The organism is Bacillota bacterium (genome assembly GCA_013177945.1).
Classification (GTDB): domain Bacteria; phylum Bacillota; class DSM-12270; order Thermacetogeniales; family Thermacetogeniaceae; genus Ch130.
The window spans coordinates 44,986-65,449 of the sequence record JABLXW010000002.1; the positions used below are offsets into that span (position 1 = coordinate 44,986).

The window sequence follows — 20,464 nt, forward strand, 5'->3', positions numbered from 1 at the left end:
GAGGGTGAAGACCGGAATGGAATGCTGCCGGGAGCGCTCGTGCCAGAGGCGGGGAGGTTGGCGGTGGCGCTGGAGAAAGCGGAAACACGGAAGAGAAGAGCACGGCACTAAAAAAATTGTTTTAGTCGGCGCTCCCAACGTCGGGAAAAGCATGCTTTTCCACCGTCTCACCGGAGCCTACGTGACAATTTCGAATTACCCGGGCACAACGGTGGAGATCTTCCGGGGGCGCGGCACTTTTGGAGGGGAGACCTTCGAAGTCATTGACACCCCGGGGATGTACTCCCTCCTTCCGGTAACCGGGGAGGAGCGGGTAACACGTGCCCTTTTATTTGCCGAACACCCCGAAGTGATCATTCATGTAATCGATGCCAAAAACCTGGAAAGAATGCTTCCCCTGACCCTCCAGCTGCTGGAGGCAGAACTGCCGGTAATGCTTGTAATTAACATGATCGATGAAGCTGAAGCGCTGGGAATCAAAATCGATTTCGCCCAACTTGAAGAAGATCTGGGTGTCCCTGTTGTGGCTACTGCAGCTGGCAGGGGGCAGGGGATCGAGCTGCTCCGCAGGAGAATCGCCGAATACATTGCAAAACATGGCTTAAGAGAGAGGGTGGTTTAGTGGCTGCCCGGGTCCTTGCCCTCTATGATGAAGCCGTTGAGGGCGCGCTTCAGCGCATCATTCCTTTACTTAAAGGGCGTTACCACCTGTCAAAGAGGTCGGTTGCCCTCCTGCTTTTGCAGGGAGATCCTGAGATTGCCTGGTTGGTGGAGAAACAGGAGGAGGCAGCCGAAAAGATCAAGGGCATTGTGGCCGAAACGCAAGCTCAATATACGTGCCCTTTAAGTTACCACCTGGCCCTGGCGCTTCAGAACCGGGCAGAAGAGCTTGCAAGGCGCTCCTTTCATGTCGCTGCCGGAAAGCAGCAGGATCGGCAGGAATGGTTGAACAAATTTTTAATTAACGCCTGGACGGGGGTTCCCGTTCTCCTGGTTGTGCTCTATTTCGGCCTTTATAAATTCGTGGGCCAGTTCGGTGCGGGTACGCTGGTCGGATTTCTCGAAGGAACGGTTTTTGAACAGCACATCAATCCCTGGGTTGACAGCCTCGTTGTTGCCTTTATCCCCTGGCCGGAACTCCGCGCTTTGCTTGCCCAGGATTACGGAGTCATCACCCTGGGGCTGCGTTACGCCATTGCCCTCATCCTGCCCATTGTATCCACCTTCTTCTTTTTCTTTGCCTTCATTGAGGACAGCGGTTATCTCCCCCGGCTCGCCCTGCTGGTGGACCGCATTTTCAAACCGCTCGGTCTCACCGGTCGCGCGGTTATTCCCATGGTCCTGGGTTTTGGCTGTGACACCATGGCCACCATTGTCACGCGGACTTTGGAGACGGTCCGGGAACGGGTCATCTCTACACTTTTGCTGGCCCTGGCGGTTCCCTGTTCCGCCCAACTCGGAGTAATCCTGGCGATTTTGGCCGGGCGACCCCACGCCTTGCTCCTGTGGGCCGTTTTGGTTTTCCTCGCTTTCCTGCTTGTGGGCTATCTGGCGGCAAAAATATTGCCGGGCGAGGAGCCCAGCTTTTACATGGAGCTTCCTCCTTTGCGGTGGCCGCAGCTGGGAAATGTTCTGAGAAAAACCTGGACGCGCCTGCAGTGGTATTTTCTTGAGGTGCTCCCAATGTTCATTTTCGTGAGTGTCCTGATCTGGCTGGGCAATCTTGCAGGCCTTTTTCCGCTCCTGATTCGCGCCTTAAGCCTTCCCGTCCGCTGGCTGGGGCTTCCTCCCGAGGCGGCCCAGGTCTTTTTATTCGGCTTTTTCCGGAGAGATTACGGGGCGGCCGGCCTCTACGACATCTACCAGGCTGGCTTGCTTGACGGGGTGCAGCTGGTTACAGCGGCTGTAACCCTTACCCTTTTTGTTCCTTGCATTGCCCAGTTCTTAGTCATGGCCAGGGAACGGGGATGGAAAACCGCCCTGGCCATCGCCCTGTTTATTTTCCCCTTTGCCTTTCTGGTAGGATTCCTCCTCCATTACTTTCTGGTTAGTCTGGGGGTTCGGCTGTGATGGGAGAAAGGCTGGTCTGCAGTTGCTGCGGTTTCAAGTTTACCCGGGCCGGCGGGGAGCGGGTTTGCGAGGGGTGCCCCTTTGCAGGATGGTGTGGCCGCGTCAGGTGCCCCCGCTGCGGTTTTGAGGTTGCCCTTCCCCGCTGGCGCCAGCAAAACCAGAAAAAGGGGGGTTTCTGGAAATGGCTGTTCCGGTAGATCGCCTCTCCGATCTTCCCTCCCTGGCCGACCTTGCGGTGGGTGAGGAGGCGCGGGTGGTAGAGATTGACTATCGGGATGCCCAGCAGCTTCGCAGGCTGCTGGTGTTGGGAATTTTGCCGGGCGCAAGGGTTGTTTTACTCCAGCGTTTTCCTGTTTATGTGCTTCAGGTTGGCTGGACGAAGATCGCCCTCGACCGGCGCCTCGCCCGGGCGGTCTGGGTTTCCCGGAGCCCCCGTGACCTCTACAGCTGAGCGTGGGATTTTTTCTCTTTCAGGACGATCTCGATCAGGGTAGCCTGGTCCTCCAGGTTTTCCACAATATAAACATTGCCCCGCGCCTGGCGGGCAAGTTCCTCTAAAAATTCCCGGTTCGGTGCCACACCAATACAGATCAATTTGGCCCGCGCCTCCGGAAGCATTTGGGCCGCTTTCAGGGCATCCTGCTGGGGGTTGAGGGTCCATTTTCCAAATGTGGGGATGCCGTCGGTAATCAGGACAAGCAGAGGGTTGCGCACATGGCGGTTTTTAACCAGCCTGAGGGCCTCGACCAGCCCGTCGGCGAGCGGTGTCATTCCCTGGGGATGGATCGAGCGGAGGCCCAGCTTCAGGCGTGTGTAGTTTCTCGTAAAGGGAACAACCACCCGCGCCTGCCGCTGCTGAAAAACAACCACCGCCACCTTATCCCGCGTCGTGAGCAGAAGGTGCTCCGCAAGGTGCCAGACCGCTTTCATTTTCGGCCCCGCCATGCTTGCACTTCCGTCAATGACCAGGCAGATGTCAACCGGTTTTGACACCTCCTGTTCGTGGACCTTGATGTCCTCCCTGGCAACGGTAAAGGTCTGGCGCCGTTGGAGCAGTTTGTTCTTTGCCGCCTGGATCAGGGTTTCTGGTACGGCGATGCTGCCCAACCAGGTGTCTTTCATGTGGGTGGTTGTTTTGCTGATGTAGGTATATTGTTTCTGCCTGCTTTTAAAATGAAAGTTTCGGACTGTCTGGTAGCGGCCGCGCGGAACAGGCACAGATCTGAGGATTTTTCTTAATTGAGATTCCAGTTCCTTTTGGTGCTGGAGGATGAACTCCAGCAGCTCTTTTCCCTCCCTGGTTAAGGTATCCGCAAACCATCCCCTCTTGATCAGACCGGCCTCTGCCAGAGCGATGATTAATTCCCGCAAACTCCCATGCTTGTTGCGGAGGCTGGCAAAGGACTCCTTCCGGCGGAAGAGCCCCGGCTGAAAAGCGCGCAAGAATTCGACCGCGTCCTCCGGACTGCTTAAAATTGTGGAAAGGGTGGTTGCAAGGTGCCAGAGCCTGTGCTGCCCCGGTTCGAGCCCGAGGAAGTAACGCGGCGGCTGCCGGTCCTTTTTCTCCACGTGCAGAATGTTTTCTACCTTCCTGATTTCAACCCCCTGGCGGGTGAGTTCTACTTCAATGGTATCTACGAGGCAGGGGATGAGGGTGATGTCCTCCGGGGAGAGGCTTTTGAGCAAAAGGTGCACGTGATTCCGAACCTTTCCCCGGCGGGGGAGGGGCTCCTCCGGGAGGGCCAGCAATTCCAGGAGATTTCCTGCTCCCGCCCCGGTTTCAAGGTAAATTCTCTCCGCGTACAGCTGGATCTGGGCATCCGCCAGGGAGCTTGCTTGGCCTCCGCGGAAGGCCAGGTAGGCCCGCAGGGTGCGGGCCAGCTCGAGGGAAAGCGGTCGAATTTGGATGCAGGCGGGTTCATGAAAAACATCAACATGAACCGCCTGATCCGGCTCCGGGAGCCGGGCCAGCACCTGGCCCGCGTCGCGGTTTACAAGAATCCGGATTTCGCCCGGGTCGTGGGGGTTGGGGCGGTGGTCGTAATTGCTGATAACCGTGGATTCCCCGAGCCTGAATCCCTGCTTCTTTTTTAAATTTGCAGCAATTTGTGCTCCTAAAGCGTTCAGCTGCTGAGGTGTCAGTTTTTCCAGAAGAGGAGGTTGATGGGACATCCAGCTTCCCCTTATCAGAAATCAGACTCTTTTTTAATCAGACCTTTTCCAAGCAGATCCCGAAGCTGGCGGGCTTTCTGGGGTGGGGCCGCCTCGGAGGTTGAACTTTGACCCCGCTGCAGTTCATCAGAATCCGGCTGTTTTCCCTGATTTCTGTTAAAAAACTGCGTGAAGCGGGTGTTGTTACCGGTGCTGCTGTTTCCGGCGGGCGCCGTCTTTTTTTCGCTCCCGGCCATCCGGCTGTTTATGGTGTTCATGATTTCTGTAAGCGTCGCCGGACTTACCCGGTGGTGGAGGGCGAGGGGGAGAACGGCCATAATGTCGCTGATCATCACCTGGTTCCGCCTTCTCAGGGCGCAGTGGAGGAGGGCCGCCTGCCGGATGGCCTCAAGCGCCCTGAGGCTTTCGATGTTGAAATTGATGTAGATGTTGGCCAGAAAACTGATCAGGTACTCAGGCATTGTGAGTTCACTCTGAAGGGCAATGCTTTCAAGGTCCTTCTGGATCTTTTCCAGGTGCTTTTTTTCCTGTTGAGAGAGTTCCCGGTCGGCGCCCCGGATGGCTTCATTGGTGGCCAGAATGTCCATTACCTCTTCAGGGGTGGAGGGTCTTCCGATGGGGATCACCAGATCGAAGCGGTCCGACAGCTGCCTTCTGATTTCGGCAAGAGGCCCCGGCTCTTCGTCGGGGTTGGAGGCAGCCCAGACGGAGACCAGCACCGGAACTTCTACAACAGGAAGACCTGTTTCTTCGATCTGGACGCGGCCCGGCTTTGTTCCCATGACATCAAGCAGGACGTCGGTGATTTCCGGGGAGGTGTCGGCAAGGCGGTTGATTTCATCTACGAAGATGATGCCCCGGTGCGCCTGGGGGATGATCCCGGGAAGAAGCGCCGCCTCCGGTTTGGAGGGGTTTGTGAGTTTCCCCAGATCGATGCTCCCGGCAACCGTTCCGATTTTCGCCGAATGGGAGATTTCCAGAAAAGGCATCGGTATTTGTTCCGTGCCCAGGGACCTGATTTCCTCCGGTGGCAGGTCCTTGTGCTCGGGGCAGTGCGGGCGGTTGGGATCGCAGTTGTAAAGGCAACCCTTAATCCTGGTGATCATGGGGAGAATTTGTTTTACAGTTCGCATGATCGTGGTTTTTCCCGTTCCCCTCAGCCCCTCGGCATGAATGTGCAGCGGTTCTCCCCTTAGGGTAGAGATGAGCGACATTTCCACTGCTAAAAATAGGGCTGTGTTGCCGTTGTGCCGCGTCAGTTGAAGGTAGGTTTTCATTTCATGCTCCTTCCTTTCGCTCCGGATACTTGAGAATCATTTTAACAAGGATCCTTTTAGACTCTCAACCTATGCACCTTCGACATTAAATAAAAAATTCCTTCAGTTTCAAAGGAAAGGTTGGAAAACATCGCAAAATTACAAGTACTTGAAGGGTAATAGTTGTAGTTGTGTGACATAAGAAGATCCAGGAGGGGAGAAACTACTTCCAGGAGGTGGACAGGGCATGGAAAAGGATCAGGGTTTTCGCGGACCCCCCTGGGGCCGGCAGCCGAGTTTGGAGGCCGTGGCGGAAGAGGTCGGGGTCGATTTTGATGCCTTTCTCGCCTTTCTCAAAAAAGGAGCGACCGATAGCGAGATGGCAGCGGAATTCGGGGTTTCTCCCCGGACGATCCATCTTTTGCGAAATCGTTTTGAAAGGTTTGGGATTGATTCGATTATGGGTCAGGACTGACCCGGTGAAACAGAATCTTGCGCATTGGGCATGTTCCCGAGGTCAATGAGGAAAAGAGAAAAGGCGGAGGTAAGTGAGATCCGGTCGCAGGAAGACCGGATTTTTTTGTTCTGGCCTGTCCAACCTGCGGAAATGTTCGAAAATTGAACATTTCTGTGTTTTTGAGGGGAAAATAAAAAGCTTTACCATCTTTGAAAGGAGTATCCAGAAATGGTACACTGAAAATGAAAACTATTTCGAGAGAGGCCCGGTTTTGCCCGGATTACCGGTTAAATTTTATCGGTTTCAACAGGCATGTTTATTGCAAAGAGAAGGGGGTGAGCACCAAAAGGAGGGGATTGCGGTGGGTGCTGCAGATTTACTCCGCGAGCTTAAGGTTCTCCAGGAAAAGATAGATTCTTTGCGGTACCTGGAATCCGGCGTCGTTTCCAGAGAAGCGGAGGCTGTATCCCGGAAGCTGGCTCTCCTGATCGAAAACCTTGAGGCTTTTTTCAGGCAAAGGCGCGCGGGGTGGTATATTTACAGCCGGTTGTAGTTTGAATTCGGGAGATTGGTGGGAACTGGAAGGAAGGGAATTTCTTGGAACACTCACTCGACCATTTTGAGTTGCCCCAGAGTTATGGGGAGAACAGGATGATGTTGATGGTGCGGGATCCCTACTGTCTCTTTGTTTATTGGGATCTTGCGCCGGGCCTGCGCTATGTGGTTTCCAGGCACCTGGGATGCGACTGGGAAGACGTCCCTTTGTTTTTGCAGCTTTTTGAAGCAGGGGGACAGGAGGAGGAACTCTTTCACGTTGGAGATTTTTCCGTAAGCTCTCAAGCCCAGCAATGGTATCTTCACAACCTGCTGCCCGATCGCGACTACTGTCTTTGTCTGGCGGTGCGGGGGCCGGAGGGGCGTTTTTACCGGATTCTCCAGTCAAATCGCGTCCATACGCCCTGGGTCCAGGACCGGGCTGCAAAGAAGCGGCCGGCGCTGGTTTCCTGCGACGGGATGGAGGAAGTTCGGTTTTTTGGTTACGAGAAAGCAGGAGATTTGCCCGGTTCCGGGGCAGAAAGGAGTTAGACTTGGGATACCTGGCCTTCGTTTTGCATGCGCACCTTCCCTACGTCCGCCATCCTGAACACCCTGCCAGTTTGGAAGAAAGGTGGCTTTGGGAAGCTTTAACAGAAAGCTATCTTCCGCTTCTCCAGACTTTTTTCGGCCTGGTAAAAAGGGGGATCACCTTCCGGCTCACCGTTTCTCTTTCACCCCCCTTGATTTCCATGCTGGTGGATCCCCTCCTGCAGGAGCGCTATTTGAAGTATCTGGATCTCTCCCTGGCCCTGGGATGCCGGGAGATCGAAAGAAACCGGGACTGCGCGGAGTTTCGGCGCCTGGCCGAGTTTTATGTGGAGCGCCTGGAAAAGATCCGAAGGTTCTACCGCGAGGAATGGAACTGTAATGTTCTTAACGCTTTTCGTTGCCTGGTTGAGGAGGGTTGTTTGGAGCTGATTACTTCTGCCGCGACCCATGGTTACCTCCCCCTTATGGCAACGGAGGAGGGGAGAAGGGCCCAGATTGCCGTTGCCCTCGAACTTTTCGCGCAGCACTTCGGTTTCACTCCCGATGGTTTTTGGCTGCCCGAGTGCGGCTATTTGCCGGGTCTTGACAGGATTTTGGCGGAATACGGCATCAAGTACTTTTTTACCGAAACGCACGGTATTTTAAATGCATCCCCCCGTCCTGCCCACGGCCCCTATGCGCCGCTGCTGACCCCTGCCGGAGTTGCCGCTTTCGGGCGGGACCCGGAATCTTCCCGGCAGGTCTGGAGTGCCCGCGAAGGCTATCCAGGGGATTATAACTACCGGGAATTTTACCGGGATATCGGCTACGATCTTGATTATTCATACCTTGCACCTTACCTGAATACAGATGGGGTCCGGGTGGATACTGGCTTCAAGTATTACCGGATCACAGGGGAGGGGATGGAAAAAGAGGTTTACGATCCTGAACGGGCGCGGGAAAGGGCATGCGTCCATGCGGGGAACTTTCTCTTTAACCGGGAGAAGCAGATTGAGTACTTGAAAGAAAAGATGGCCCCCGTAAAACCGATCGTTGTGGCTCCTTATGATGCCGAACTCTTCGGGCACTGGTGGTTCGAGGGGCCGCTCTGGCTGGAGGAGTTTCTCAGCCGTGTTTCGCTGCAGCAGGTCTTTTCGCTATGTACTCCCGGGGACTATTTGAAGGAGACGCCGGAGCTTGAGCGGGGGGAAATTCCTCAGTGCAGCTGGGGCCTGCACGGCTACCATGAAGTCTGGTTGAGCCCCGCCAACGACTGGATCTACCGCCATCTCCACAGGGCAGAAAACTGCATGGTTGAGCTGGCAAGAAGCTATCCCGGCGCCGCCGGAGTGCGGCGCCGCGCCTTAAATCAGGCGGCGCGGGAGTTGCTCCTCGCCCAGAGCAGCGACTGGCCCTTCATCATGCACACCCGGACTGCAGTCGGCTATGCGAAGCGGCGCCTGCAGGATCACCTGGGGCGCTTTCAGGTTCTTTACCAGCAGTTGAAGAATAATTGTTTGGATGAAGATTTTTTAGCCAGGCTTGAGAGGCTGGATCCGATTTTCCCGCACCTGGATTACAGGGTTTACGGCGGGCAGACGCTGCCCCGGGCCAGGAGGCAGCCCTCAAGCAAGCCCGGTGCTGTATTGATGTTGAGCTGGGAATATCCTCCCCGGACCGTCGGGGGACTGGGCCGCCATGTGGACGGATTGAGCCGCGCCCTGGCGGCCCTCGGTTACCCTCTGCACGTCCTTACCCCCTGGGTGCCGGGGAAACCGGAACTGGAGCGGCAGGGAACTCTCACGATCCACCGCCTGAAGTTCCCCTGCGTTCAGGGAGGAGACCTTCTGGACTGGGTGTTTCAGTTTAATGCTGCCCTTGCCGCCTATGCAGGGAAGTTAATCCAGGACCACGCGGAAATCGATTTGATTCACGCCCATGACTGGCTGGTGGCCTATGCTGCTGTGGCTTTGAAACAGGTTTACCACCTTCCTCTCCTTGCAACAATTCATGCCACAGAGCACGGGCGGAACCGCGGGATCTTCACTCCCTTGCAGGAGAGGATCCACCAGCTGGAGTGGGAGCTGACCTTTGAAGCGTGGCGGGTGATTTGCTGCAGTCAGTACATGCAGGAGGAAATCGAGCATCTGTTTCAGGTGCCCCGGGATAAAATCGATGTAATTCCCAACGGGATTGAGGAAATTCCTCCACCCCCGGGGCCTGCCCTGCGTCAGGAGCTGCGGGCAAGGTACGCCCCCCAGGGGGAGAAGATCATCTTTTACATAGGTCGTCTCGTTCCGGAAAAGGGGGTCCAGACCCTTCTGGAAGCCGTACCCCTGGTTGTTTCCTGCTTTCCCGGAACGAAATTTATCATCGCCGGCCAGGGGCCTTACGAGGAGGACCTCAGGCAGCAGGCAAGGGAGCTGGGCCTGGAAGAACATGTGGTATTTACCGGGTTTCTTGAGGACCGCTTAAGGGACGGCTTCTACCGGGAGGCTGCCGTTGCGGTTTTCCCAAGCTTTTATGAGCCCTTCGGGATTGTTGCCCTCGAGGCGATGGCTGCCGGGGTGCCGGTGATTGTTTCAGATGTGGGGGGCTTGCGGGAAATTGTGACCCACGGGGTGGATGGGTGGAAGGTTCCCCCCGGGGATGCGAGGGTGCTTGCCGAAACCATCAGGCAGGTTCTGGGCAACGAGGAGGGGGCGCGTGCCGTGGCCCTGAGGGGACTCCGGCGGGCAGGAGAATTCCGGTGGCCCGGGATTGCCCGGAAAACGGCAGCAGTTTACCAGCGGATTCGGAATGAGGCACGGCTGAATCCCTGGGCGCGTCTTTTCAGAAAAGGCAATGCGAGGGAACCCGCCAGAGCCGCGGGCATGGAAAGTGCCTGATGGTTGTTTGAGATTAATACAAGGAGGATTGATGTGAAGGCGGTAATCATGGCCGGGGGGGCAGGGACACGTCTGCGGCCGCTTACCTGCGGGCGCCCCAAGCCTCTGGTTCCTGTTTTGAATCTGCCGGTAATGGAGTATCTGGTCTCTCTTTTGAAAAGTTCCGGGATTAAAGAAATTGCCGTAACCCTTCAGTATCTGCCGGAGGCAATTACCTGCTACTTTGGAGACGGTTCCGGCTTCGGGGTGCATTTCAGCTACTTTAAGGAGGGCACTCCCCTTGGCACTGCCGGGGGCGTAAAGAATGCCGCCTCCTTCCTGGATGAAACCTTTCTCGTCATCAGCGGGGATGCCCTGACGGATCTGGATCTCAGGGAAGCCCTGGCTTTTCATAAAAAAACAGGGGCACTGGCCACCATTGTTTTGACCAGAACAAACAATCCCCTGGAGTACGGGCTGGTGATTACGGAAGAAAGCGGGAGGATCCTGAAGTTTGTAGAGAAGCCGGGGTGGGGCGAGGTTTTCAGCGATACGGTGAACACAGGGATCTACATTCTGGAGCCGGAGGTTTTGGACTACATCCCCGCCGGGATTCCTTTTGATTTCAGCCGCGATCTCTTTCCCTTTCTGCTCAAGGAGAAAAGGCCCCTGTACGGGTTTATTGCCTCCGGTTACTGGTGCGACATCGGAGACCTGCAGCAGTACCGTCAGACCAACTTTGATTTTCTGGCGGGCCGGGTTAATCTGCCCGTTCCTTACCCTGCCCGCGAGCCCGGCCTCTGGATCGGTTCCAATGTAGATATCCACCCCCGGGCGCAGTTAACACCCCCCCTGCTGATTGGAAATAACTGTTATCTGGGTGCAGATACCAGGCTGGGCCCCGGCGTCGTCCTGGGAGATTATTCCGTTGTTCAGGCCGGCGCCTCGGTTAAGTACAGCATCCTCTGGCACCATACCTATCTCGACGAAGAGGTGGAGATCCGGGGCGCAATTCTGTGCGATCATGTCAGGGTCAGGTCAAAGGCGGCCGTCTTCGAAAACGCGGTGGCGGGAAGCAGCGCCCGGCTGGGCCCTAACAGCATTTTGAAGCCGGGCGTGAAAATCTGGCCGGGAACTGTCGTCGGAGCAGGTCAGATCATCGATTACGCTCTTGCTGGCAAGTGGAAACTAATCCAGCGGAGGGGAGAAGGAAAGGCCCTTGCCCTGCCTGCAAATGTGGATCTTGCTGCAAGGTTCGGAGGCGCTTACGGCACCTTCCTTCCCTCCGGAGGGAGCGCTGTTCTGGCAAGCGACGGTCACCCTTTGAGCCAGCTCGTCAAGCGGGTGATTGCGGCAAGCCTCCTCTGTGCCGGCATCAATGTAATCGAACTCGGAACCGTTACTTTTCCCGTAATCCGCTACGGAATTAAAGTGACGGGGGCCGCTGGCGGGGTGTACCTGGCACATCCTGATCATTTCACCGAAGAGGTTCTGGTCTCCTTCCTCAACGCGCGGGGAGGGGACCTTGAAGAGACCGACCTCATGAGAATCGAAGAATTAACCTGGCAGGGCGAATTCCGGCGGGTAAACGTCTCGCAGCTGGGTCGGTTTACCTACCTGCCTTACCTGAAGGAGGCCTGCGAAAAAACCGGGGCAGGGGAAGGCAGGCTCAAGGCTTTATAGATCTGCGGAAAATGGAGGGGAAGCTGGTGCATGAGGAGACCTGGAAGGCATGGGTTTCCTGCTGGCAGGATGAGCGGTTGCTTTCCCTGCTCAGAGAGCTCTTTGGCTATCTGGCCCACGAGATAAACAACCCTTTGACGAGCATCCTGGGTTACGCCACCTTGCTCCTCCGGACCTGCAATCCTTGCTGCCTGCAGCGCCAGGAACTGGATTTAATTTGCCAGGAGGCCCTGCGTGCCCGCGCTGTGGTCTGGGAGTTCTTATCGTTTGTGGAACAGGCCTGGGGTGACCTGCAGACTGTTGACCTTAATGAGCTGCTCCGAAAAACCGTTGAGGAGCTGCGGAAGCAAATAAATCAAAAGGAAGTCGAGTTTAAAGAGGAATACTGCCAGGACCTGCCTGAAATCGCTGTCAATGCGGTCCAGATGAAGAATGTTTTTCTCTACCTTTTGAATCACGCCGTGGAGGCAGTCCCCGGCCGGGGCATGGTGACGGTGGTGACGCGCTTCAAGGAGACCAACCTGGAAATTGAAGTCTTTCACCCCTTTTTTACGGCAAAAGAGGGGGGCGCCGAATCCGGCCTGGGCCTGACGATCAGCCGCGAGGTAATAAGCCGCCACCGCGGCAGACTGGAATTTTTCAGCGAGGCGGGGAAAGGGACGAGTTTTCTCATCCGGCTTCCGGTTAATAAGGATGAAATCACATGATAATTTTAAAAAAGCTGGAGGTGGCTGCTTCTGAGTTCCCCAAAGGAAAGACTCCTGGTGGTTGATGATGAGCCCCTGATTCTCGACCTCTGTGCCAGGGTTTTGTCCGATGCAGGTTATGAGGTAAGGTGCACGACATCCCCACACGAGGCGGTGAATCTTATCCATGAGGAACCCTTTACGGGGCTGATCACGGACATTAAGATGCGGGAGCTTAACGGCTTTGAACTGCTGCGCCGTGTGCGGGAAGTTTGCGAGTTGCCGGCCGTAATTATGACCGGTTACGCCTCACTTGATACCGCCTTGAAGTCTCTGAGGTTAGGGGCGCAGGAATTTTTAATGAAGCCTTTCACGCCTGAAGAACTGCTGACAACGGTAAGGAATGCCCTGGCCAAGGGGAAAGAAAAGGCGGAACTCCAGGCCAATTTGAGGGCCTCCTACGCCTTTTTCGAAAACATCCCCGGCGGCATTGCAATTGTCAATCCTCAGGGCATAATTCTGGAAATCAACCAGGCGTATGCTGAGATACTGGGGATCAGCCAGGCCGATGCGCTTGGAAAACCGGTCGAAGAGGTGCTTGTCTTTTCCGATTTGAAAGAGATTCTGGCCTCCAGGAAGCGCGGGGCCGGCCGGATGATTTCCTTTAAGAACAAAAAGTATTTTCTGAATGAGGGCCCGATCTTCAGCAACGGACAGCTGAACGGGGGTTTCAGCCAGCTGCTCTTCCCTGACGACCGGGTCACTAAGGCAATGCTTGAGAAACTGCGCGTCCTGGAGGACGAGGTGAACTTCTACCGTGCTCAGGTGATGAGCCATTACCAGGCGCGTTACACCTTTGCGAGCATTGTGGGAAATGCTCCGCTCTTTCGCGAGGCTGTGGTTCTCGCGCAGAAGGCGGCCGGGACCGATGCTCCCGTCCTGCTCATGGGGGAGAGCGGGACGGGGAAAGAGTTGTTTGCCCAGGCAATTCACCACGCCAGCCGCTACGGACGGGGGCCCTTCGTTCCGGTGAATTGCGCCACCATTCCGGACAACCTCCTGGAGTCAGAACTTTTCGGCTACGAAGAAGGGGCATTCACAGGGGCGCGGAAGGGGGGCAAGCCGGGAAAAATTGAACTTGCTGCGGGAGGCACCCTCTTCCTTGACGAGATCGGCGACCTTTCCCCGGTGTTGCAGGCGAAGCTGCTTCGCTTCCTTGAAGATGGGCAGATCGAGAAGATCGGGGGCGCCAGCTACTACCGCGTGAACACCAGGGTGATCGCGGCAACCAACAAGGATCTCCAGGAAATGGTGGCGAAGAAGCTCTTCCGGGAGGACCTCTATTTTCGGTTGAATGTTTTGCCGATCCGGCTTCCACCCCTGCGGGCGCGGGCGGAGGACATCCCCCTGCTTGTGAATTGTTTCTTCGAAAAGCTCGAGGCGCGTTACCACCGAAAAAAATCTCTTTCTCCGGAGGCGCTGCGGCTGCTCACCAGCTACAGCTGGCCCGGAAATGTGCGGGAACTCGAAAACGTGGTTGAGCAGCTGTTCAACCGGGTGGATGGCGAAGTCATCGGCCCGGAGGACCTTCCCGAAGTGATCCGGAATCAAGCCTGGCTGCGCTGGCACCTGAACTCCGACAAGACCCTTGCGCAGGTGATCGAAGAGGTAGAAAAGGAGATGATCAGGCAGGCTCTTTCCGCGGCAAACGGAAACAAGGTGAAGGCGGCGCGTAAACTGGGCGTTCCCCGCTCCAGTTTTTACGAAAAACTGAAGAGATTCAATCTCATTTAGCCCCCTACATAAGAGAGGGAGGACGGGGGAATAGTAAACTAAAAATGAGGTGAGAAGTGTTATGAGGAATCGCATTACCCGTCCGGAAACCAGTCCACCCGAGATACCCCAACCCGGGACGTTGCCCCTTCATCCCGGGGGCGATCAGCCGGAGATTTTCCCCCCTGCTTCTCCTCCCGAGGAGGAACGGTAATTACCGGGAGGTTTTGCTGAATCTGGCTTGACAGACTGGACGAGTCCCATTATATTGAAGGGGAAAGAGTTAACGAAAAGCGGTGAAAGGGGACCACGTTGGATGGAGGGGAAAATCGTTACCCTGACAGATGCAAACTTCGAAACGGAGATCAAGAAGGCGACGCTTCCGGTGCTGGTAGATTTTTGGGCAAGCTGGTGCGGGCCCTGCCAGATGCTGGCGCCGGTCCTGGAGGAACTGGCCGATGAGTTCTCCGGTCGCCTCATGCTGGGGAAGCTGGATGTAGACGAGAACCGCCGGACTGCAGCCAGCTTTGGCGTGATGAGCATCCCCACCCTGATCCTGTTTCGAAACGGAAGCGAAGTAACAAGAATTACAGGGTTCCGGCCCAAAGAAGAATTAAGCCGGTTGATCAGCCAGGCCCTTGCATAAACCTGAACCGAAAACAGTCAAAAATTAAAGAGGGATTTCCCTCTTTATTATTTCATTGGATTGAAGTGCGGTTCCAAGAAGGTGGTTTTTTGGACCTGTTTGACTACGCCCAGGAAAAGTTCAGGGAGCAGGAGGCTCCCCTTGCCTACCGGATGCGCCCCCGCACCCTGGAAGAGTTTGTCGGCCAGGAGCACCTGGTTGCGCCCGGGCGCCTGCTCCACCACGCCCTGGCGGAGGACAATCTGCCGCCGGCGATTTTTTACGGCCCGCCCGGTACGGGCAAAACCAGCCTGGCGGGAATTATCGCGCGGACCACACGCGCCCATTTTGTGCAGCTGGATGCCGGCAATGCCGGGGTGGGGGAGCTCAGAAAAGTGCTGCAGGAGGCCCGGGAAAGATTAAAATTTTACCAGCAGAAAACGGTGCTTTTTCTCGACGAAATCCACCGCTTCAATAAAGCCCAGCAGGATGTCCTCCTTTCAGCGGTCGAGCGGGGAGATCTGGTGCTGATCGGAGCAACCACAGAAAATCCTTATTTTACCGTGAACGCGCCCCTCCTTTCCCGGATGAGAGTGCTCCCCTTTTATCCTCTTGAATCCGAGCACCTGAGACTGATCCTGGCGCGCGCCCTTTCCGACGAGGAGCGGGGCCTGGGGAAAATGCAGCTTCGCATTGCTCCGGAGGCGGTGGACTACCTGGTGCAGGCTGCGGAAGGAGACGCCCGAATCCTGCTCAGTGCCTTAGAAGTTGCGGTAAAGTTTTCAAAACCCGAGGCCGACGGGGCCAGGTTGATCGGGCGGGAAACGGTTGCCGAGGCCGTCCAGAAAAAGGTTGTTCTTTACGACCGCGATGGGGACCAGCATTACGATGTGGTTTCGGCCTTTATTAAATCCATGCGGGGGTCCGATCCCGATGCCGTGCTCCACTGGCTGGCGAGAATGCTGAAGGCCGGAGAGGACCCCCGTTTCATCGCGCGGCGCATCTTGATTTGCGCCGCCGAGGATGTGGGGCTGGCCGATCCCCTGGCGCTTGTGGTTGCCGGGGCGGCGGCCCAGGGTCTGGAATATGTGGGGATGCCGGAGGGGGAACTGCTTCTTGCCGAAGCCGCTCTTTACGTTGCCTGCGCCCCCAAAAGCAACCGCGTCTATGCGGCGCTTTCGAAGGCGCGCCAGGACCTGGAAAAGGGCGAAATAGGAGCCGTTCCCAAACACCTCCGGGATGGCAGTTACCGGGGAGCGAAAAAGCTCGGGCATGGGGAAGGATACCTCTATCCCCACCACTACCAGGGAAGCTTCGTCCCCCAGCAGTACCTCCCCGACCCCCTGAAAACAAGGAGCTACTATGAGCCCTCGGAGCAGGGGCAGGAAAAAGTGATTAAAGCGCGGCTTGAGTCGCTGCGGGAGCTGTCAAAAAAATGGGCTTTAAATAAAAATTTACCTTGAAATGGGGAGATGACGAAGTGCGGCAGGTTTACCTCGACCACGCGGCCACAACTCCGCTCCATCCCGAAGTGGCAGCAGAAATGAGCCGGGTTCTGGAAACCTCTTTTGGCAACCCCTCCAGTGTGCACGCCTTTGGGAGAGAAGCGAAACAATATCTGGAAGAGGCGCGCCGCAAGGTTGCCGAACTGATCGGCGCCGTTCCCGAGGAGATTATTTTTACAAGCGGAGGAACGGAGGCTGACAACCTTGCAATTTTGGGGACCGTTTATGCCAACCAGCGCCGGGGCAACCACATCATCACGTCGGCCATTGAACACCACGCGGTGCTCGATACCTGCAAGTTCCTTGCCCAGAACGGGTTCGAGGTTACCTTCCTCCCGGTTGACCAGAATGGGGTCGTGAGTCCTGATGATGTTGCCAGAGCAATCCGGAGGGAAACAATTTTAATTTCGATTATGCACGCCAACAACGAGATCGGAACCATCGAGCCGATTGAGGAAATCGGAGAGATTGCCCGGGAAAAGGAGGTAATTTTTCACACCGATGCCGTCCAGACGGCAGGCCACCTTCCGGTTAATGTGGAAAATTTAAAGGTGGATCTCCTCTCAATGGCGGCCCACAAGATGTACGGGCCAAAAGGGGCGGGGGCCCTCTACATCAGGAAGCGAATCCGCCTGACCCCCCTTTTCCACGGGGGCGGCCAGGAACGAAAAAGGCGGCCGGGAACGGAAAATCTGCCGGGGATCGTCGGTTTTGGGAAAGCCGCGGAAATTGCCGGGCGCGAGCTTTCCGCAACGAGTGCGAGGGTTCAAAAACTCCGGGATAAATTGATTCAGGGAATCCAAAAGCGGGTTCCTGACGTCAGGCTGAACGGCCACCCCACCCGGCGTTTGCCCAATAATGTCAATTTCAGCTTCGCCGGGGTGGAAGGGGAGTCCCTCCTCTTAAGTTTGGATCTAAAGGGAATCGCCGCGTCCACCGGTTCTGCCTGCAGTGCTGGAGCGCTCCAGGCGTCCCACGTGTTGACGGCAATCGGGCTTCCCCCCGAACTCGCCCGCGGCTCGCTGCGGATGACCGCAGGTCTTGCAAATACCGAGGAGGATATTGACTATGTGCTTGAGGTACTTCCGGATGTCGTAGCGAAGCTCCGGACGCTGTCCCCACTTGGCCGGAACTAGAGAGGCCCGGAGCGGCCGGAAAGGCTTGCGCGAAAATGAAGAGGTGCGGGGGGCGGAAACCGGTGCAGAAAACGGTTTTTGTCGCGATGAGCGGAGGTGTCGACAGTTCGGTAGCCGCTTTTTTGCTTAAACAAAAGGGGTACCGCGTGATCGGGATCACGATGCAGATCTGGCCGGCCGGGGAGGACCCCGAATACGGGGGTTGCTGTTCCCTGGCAGCAGTTGAAGACGCCCGGAGAGTGGCGGCGATTCTGGAAATTCCTCACTATGTCTGGAATTTTGCGGATATCTTTGAAAAAAAAGTAATAGATTATTTTTGCCGGGAGTACCTCAGCGGCCGTACCCCAAACCCCTGCCTGGCCTGCAACCGGGAGATCAAATTCAAGGCCCTGCTGGGCCGCGTGCGCGCCCTCGGTGCCGACTTTCTCGCCACCGGTCACTACGCCCGGATTGAGTACAGTTCAGAGAGGGGGCGCTGGATTTTGCGCCGGGGGCTGGACCCCAGAAAGGACCAGAGCTACGTCCTGTACATGCTGGAGCAGGATCAAATGCCTCACCTTCTCTTTCCCCTGGGGACGTGCACGAAGGAGGAGGTTCGCCGCATTGCCGGCTCTTCCGGTCTCCCGGTTGCCGCGAAAAAGGAAAGCCAGGAAATCTGTTTTGTTCCGGATGGTGACTACCGCCGCTTTTTAAAGGAACGGGTTCCGGGGATTAAGCCGGGGCCCATTTACGATCTGAAAGGAAACCTTGTGGGTTACCATGAGGGGCTTGCCTTTTATACCATCGGGCAGCGGCGCGGCCTGGGTCTTGCCCTGGGCTATCCTGCCTATGTTGTGGAAATCGACTTTCCCCGCAACGCCCTGATTGTCGGGAGAAAGGAAGATTTGAAGGCATCTGGTTTGGTTGCGGAGGATGCGAATTTTATTGCCATCGAGAGCCTGGAGGCGCCCCGGGAGGCGGAGGTAAAGATCCGTTATACATCGCCGCCTGTTCCGGCAGTAATATCTCCCGGAAAGAACGGTACGGTTGAGGTGAGATTTGCCCAGCCTCAAAAAGCGGTCACACCTGGCCAGGCTGCTGTTTTCTACGAAGGGGATTTGGTGCTTGGCGGCGGAGTCATTGCACGCGCCTCTTTTTGACAGAGGCGCATTTTTTTCTGAAACTGCGGTAATAATAAAAAAGCGAGGCCAAGGTTTGAAGGAGATGGGGTAGTTGCGCAAGGGCCGGGAGATCATAGGGCTGCCGGTGGTTAACCTTGCTACGGGAAAAGAAATCGGGCATGTTGGCGATCTTGTCTGGTGCCCCGAAACACGAAAGATAACCGGCATCATCCTTAATGAGGGAGGAGTGTTATCCCGGCCGCGCCTGATACGTTACCAGGATGTGGTCAATATCGGCAGGGATGCAGTTATCGTTGCGGGGGAGGCACCGGAGGGGGAGGCAGATCCAGAGACCGGCCTGAGGGTAACCCAGGTAGCAGGCATACCGGTGATCACCGCGCGAGGGGAAAACCTGGGTACAATGGAAGACGTGGTGTTCACCATGACTGGAGGAGAGCTTGCGGGCTACGAAATTTCCGCCGGTCTTGTTGATGATTTGATTTCCGGGAGAAGCACCATTCCCTGGGATGCCGTTGCCACCTGGGGGGAAGAGGCGGTTATTATTAAAGATGTTCCAGGACTAGAGGCCCCGGAGCCGAGGAGGGAAAGCAATGCAGTGTCCCATTTGCAGGAGTAACCAGACAGGAAAGGTAGGAGCCGATCAGTACTACTGCTGGTCCTGTTTCGTGGAGTTCAATACCCAGGGGCAGGGTGAGGTTTTTGAAATAAGTGAGGATGGAAGCCTTTTGGCTTTGGACATTTCGGCCGAAAAACGTCTTTGATCAAAATTTTTGCGCTGAAAAGGGGGTGAAGAGGTGGCAAGGCGGGGCTATTTCAGCGGTTTGCTCACAGGTGGCTTGATGGGGGCGATTTTGAGCTTGATGTTTACCTCCCGCAGGAAACCGAACCGGAAGCTAATGGCCAGATCAGGTGAGGTCGGAAACCGGGCGAAGAAAGTATTCCGGGGCATCTCACGGGGTATGATGGATATGCTGCGCCGCTAGGAGAGAGGATTTATCTGGGAAACTAGGGAGGCAAATTGATTGCAGCGGCGGCTCGTTCGGATCGCATTCCTGGGGGCAGCAGGACTGGCTGGAGGAGTCCTTTTTTATCGTCTCCGGTTTCTTTTTGTTCCGTTTGGAATTGCCTTATTTCTTGCTTATATCATTTACCCTCTTGTGCGCAGCCTTGAAGCAAGGGGAGTTAACCGGGTAAAAGCAATCCTTACCGTCTACGCCGCGGGACTGATCCTCGCGGGCCTTTTTTTGACTCTTTTTCTTCCGGCTCTTTCCAGGGAAGTCAAGGCTTTTGGAAAGATCATCCCGGTTTATGCAGAAGCCTTTCTTGAGATTCAGAGTTACCTCAATCGCTTATCCGAACAGGTGCTTCTACCCGGGGAGGCACGCCAGGTCCTGAGAGAAACTTCGGGCCGCATCAGAAATGGGATTATCCAGGCTATGCGAGATTTTACGGAAGGAATGCTGGCGCTTGTTTCCCTGCTTCCCGGTTTTCTGCTTGCTCCCTTCCTTGCCTATTACTTTCTCAAGGATTCCGAACTGCTGAAGAAGCGCGCCCTGGCGATGCTTCCGCCCGGCTGCCGGAGCGACGTTGTTTATCTCCTGAGAGAAGCAGATCTGATCTTCAGCAGGTTCCTGCGCGGCCACCTGCTGATTTCCCTGATTGTTGGCTTTTTAACCGGGCTGGGTGCGGCTTTAATCGGGCTTCGTTTTTCGATTTTAATTGGGATCTTCACTGCGGTGGCCGATTTGGTTCCGGTGTTCGGGCCGGTTCTTGCTGCGGTTCCTGTGCTGGGGCTGGCCCTTGCCGAGAGCCGGTTAAAAGGGGTTTTAATGTTGGGGGTTTTTTTGTTCGTACAGCAGTTAGAGGGAAGCATCCTTGTTCCCCGTTTGTTAGGGGACCGGGTGGGGCTGCATCCCCTTGTGATCGTTTTTATCCTGCTGGCGGGCGGTTATCTGTTCGGCCCCTTTGGCTTGATCTTTGGCGTGCCGCTGGCAGGTCTGCTGCGGGTGGTTTTGAGGTTTATCTGGTCCAGGGTGGTCTAGGGAAAG

Annotated in this window: 19 protein-coding genes; 17 read left to right on the plus strand and 2 right to left on the minus strand. The window is 56.0% G+C overall.

Annotation, left to right across the window (positions count from 1 at the left end; genetic code table 11):
• Positions 1–151 precede the first annotated feature (151 nt).
• Genes HPY58_02035 through HPY58_02050 form a run of 4 tightly spaced genes read left to right on the plus strand, consistent with a single transcriptional unit; the run spans position 152 to position 2,521 of the window.
• Positions 152–622, plus strand: coding sequence for an iron transporter (locus HPY58_02035; protein NPV28435.1), 471 nt, complete (start codon positions 152–154; stop codon positions 620–622).
• Positions 622–2,070: a ferrous iron transporter B gene (locus HPY58_02040; protein NPV28436.1), complete on the plus strand. Its 1,449-nt coding sequence runs from the start codon at positions 622–624 to the stop codon at positions 2,068–2,070. Before HPY58_02035 ends, HPY58_02040 begins: the two co-directional genes overlap by 1 nt.
• Complete coding sequence (locus HPY58_02045; protein NPV28437.1) at positions 2,067–2,267, plus strand: hypothetical protein; 201 nt, start codon at positions 2,067–2,069, stop codon at positions 2,265–2,267. The genes HPY58_02040 and HPY58_02045 overlap by 4 nt, the downstream gene beginning before the upstream one ends.
• On the plus strand, positions 2,252–2,521 hold the full coding sequence (locus HPY58_02050; GenBank protein ID NPV28438.1) for a ferrous iron transport protein A: 270 nt from the start codon (positions 2,252–2,254) through the stop codon (positions 2,519–2,521). Before HPY58_02045 ends, HPY58_02050 begins: the two co-directional genes overlap by 16 nt.
• Here HPY58_02050 and HPY58_02055 read toward each other — a convergent pair.
• Positions 2,512–4,242 carry a VWA domain-containing protein gene (locus HPY58_02055; protein NPV28439.1) on the minus strand — a complete coding sequence of 577 codons (1,731 nt, stop codon included), beginning with the start codon at positions 4,240–4,242 and terminating at the stop codon, positions 2,512–2,514. The genes HPY58_02050 and HPY58_02055 overlap by 10 nt on opposite strands.
• Before the next feature lie 14 nt (positions 4,243–4,256).
• Positions 4,257–5,519: a magnesium chelatase gene (locus tag HPY58_02060; GenBank protein NPV28440.1), complete on the minus strand. Its 1,263-nt coding sequence runs from the start codon at positions 5,517–5,519 to the stop codon at positions 4,257–4,259.
• A gap of 226 nt (positions 5,520–5,745) precedes the next feature.
• On the opposite strand from HPY58_02060, the gene HPY58_02065 reads away from it, so the two are divergent.
• The 13 genes from HPY58_02065 (at position 5,746) to HPY58_02125 (ending at position 20,458) form a co-directional block, all read left to right on the plus strand.
• Positions 5,746–5,973, plus strand: a complete 228-nt coding sequence (locus tag HPY58_02065; GenBank protein ID NPV28441.1) for a helix-turn-helix domain-containing protein — start codon at positions 5,746–5,748, stop codon at positions 5,971–5,973.
• Positions 5,974–6,316: 343 nt separating this feature from the next.
• On the plus strand, positions 6,317–6,508 hold the full coding sequence (locus tag HPY58_02070) for a hypothetical protein (protein ID NPV28442.1): 192 nt from the start codon (positions 6,317–6,319) through the stop codon (positions 6,506–6,508).
• 295 nt (positions 6,509–6,803) lie between these two features.
• Positions 6,804–9,908, plus strand: coding sequence for a DUF1957 domain-containing protein (locus HPY58_02075; GenBank protein ID NPV28443.1), 3,105 nt, complete (start codon positions 6,804–6,806; stop codon positions 9,906–9,908).
• A 33-nt stretch (positions 9,909–9,941) separates the two neighbouring features.
• Positions 9,942–11,570 carry an NTP transferase domain-containing protein gene (locus HPY58_02080; GenBank protein NPV28444.1) on the plus strand — a complete coding sequence of 543 codons (1,629 nt, stop codon included), beginning with the start codon at positions 9,942–9,944 and terminating at the stop codon, positions 11,568–11,570.
• Positions 11,571–11,581: 11 nt separating this feature from the next.
• Positions 11,582–12,277: a hypothetical protein gene (locus tag HPY58_02085; GenBank protein NPV28445.1), complete on the plus strand. Its 696-nt coding sequence runs from the start codon at positions 11,582–11,584 to the stop codon at positions 12,275–12,277.
• Between the two features lie 57 nt (positions 12,278–12,334).
• Positions 12,335–14,050 carry a sigma 54-interacting transcriptional regulator gene (locus HPY58_02090; GenBank protein NPV28446.1) on the plus strand — a complete coding sequence of 572 codons (1,716 nt, stop codon included), beginning with the start codon at positions 12,335–12,337 and terminating at the stop codon, positions 14,048–14,050.
• 295 nt (positions 14,051–14,345) lie between these two features.
• A complete protein-coding gene (gene trxA, locus HPY58_02095; GenBank protein ID NPV28447.1) occupies positions 14,346–14,675 on the plus strand; it encodes a thioredoxin in 330 nt (109 codons plus the stop codon).
• Between the two features lie 89 nt (positions 14,676–14,764).
• Entirely contained in the window at positions 14,765–16,117 is a 1,353-nt protein-coding gene (locus tag HPY58_02100; protein ID NPV28448.1) for a replication-associated recombination protein A, read from the plus strand.
• Between the two features lie 17 nt (positions 16,118–16,134).
• Positions 16,135–17,295 carry a cysteine desulfurase NifS gene (nifS, locus tag HPY58_02105; GenBank protein NPV28449.1) on the plus strand — a complete coding sequence of 387 codons (1,161 nt, stop codon included), beginning with the start codon at positions 16,135–16,137 and terminating at the stop codon, positions 17,293–17,295.
• Positions 17,296–17,330: 35 nt separating this feature from the next.
• A complete protein-coding gene (gene mnmA, locus HPY58_02110) occupies positions 17,331–18,434 on the plus strand; it encodes a tRNA 2-thiouridine(34) synthase MnmA (protein NPV28450.1) in 1,104 nt (367 codons plus the stop codon).
• Between the two features lie 73 nt (positions 18,435–18,507).
• Complete coding sequence (locus HPY58_02115) at positions 18,508–19,032, plus strand: hypothetical protein (protein ID NPV28451.1); 525 nt, start codon at positions 18,508–18,510, stop codon at positions 19,030–19,032.
• Positions 19,033–19,210: 178 nt separating this feature from the next.
• Positions 19,211–19,399, plus strand: a complete 189-nt coding sequence (locus tag HPY58_02120) for a hypothetical protein (protein ID NPV28452.1) — start codon at positions 19,211–19,213, stop codon at positions 19,397–19,399.
• Positions 19,400–19,438: 39 nt separating this feature from the next.
• A complete protein-coding gene (locus tag HPY58_02125) occupies positions 19,439–20,458 on the plus strand; it encodes an AI-2E family transporter (GenBank protein NPV28453.1) in 1,020 nt (339 codons plus the stop codon).
• Positions 20,459–20,464: the final 6 nt, after the last annotated feature.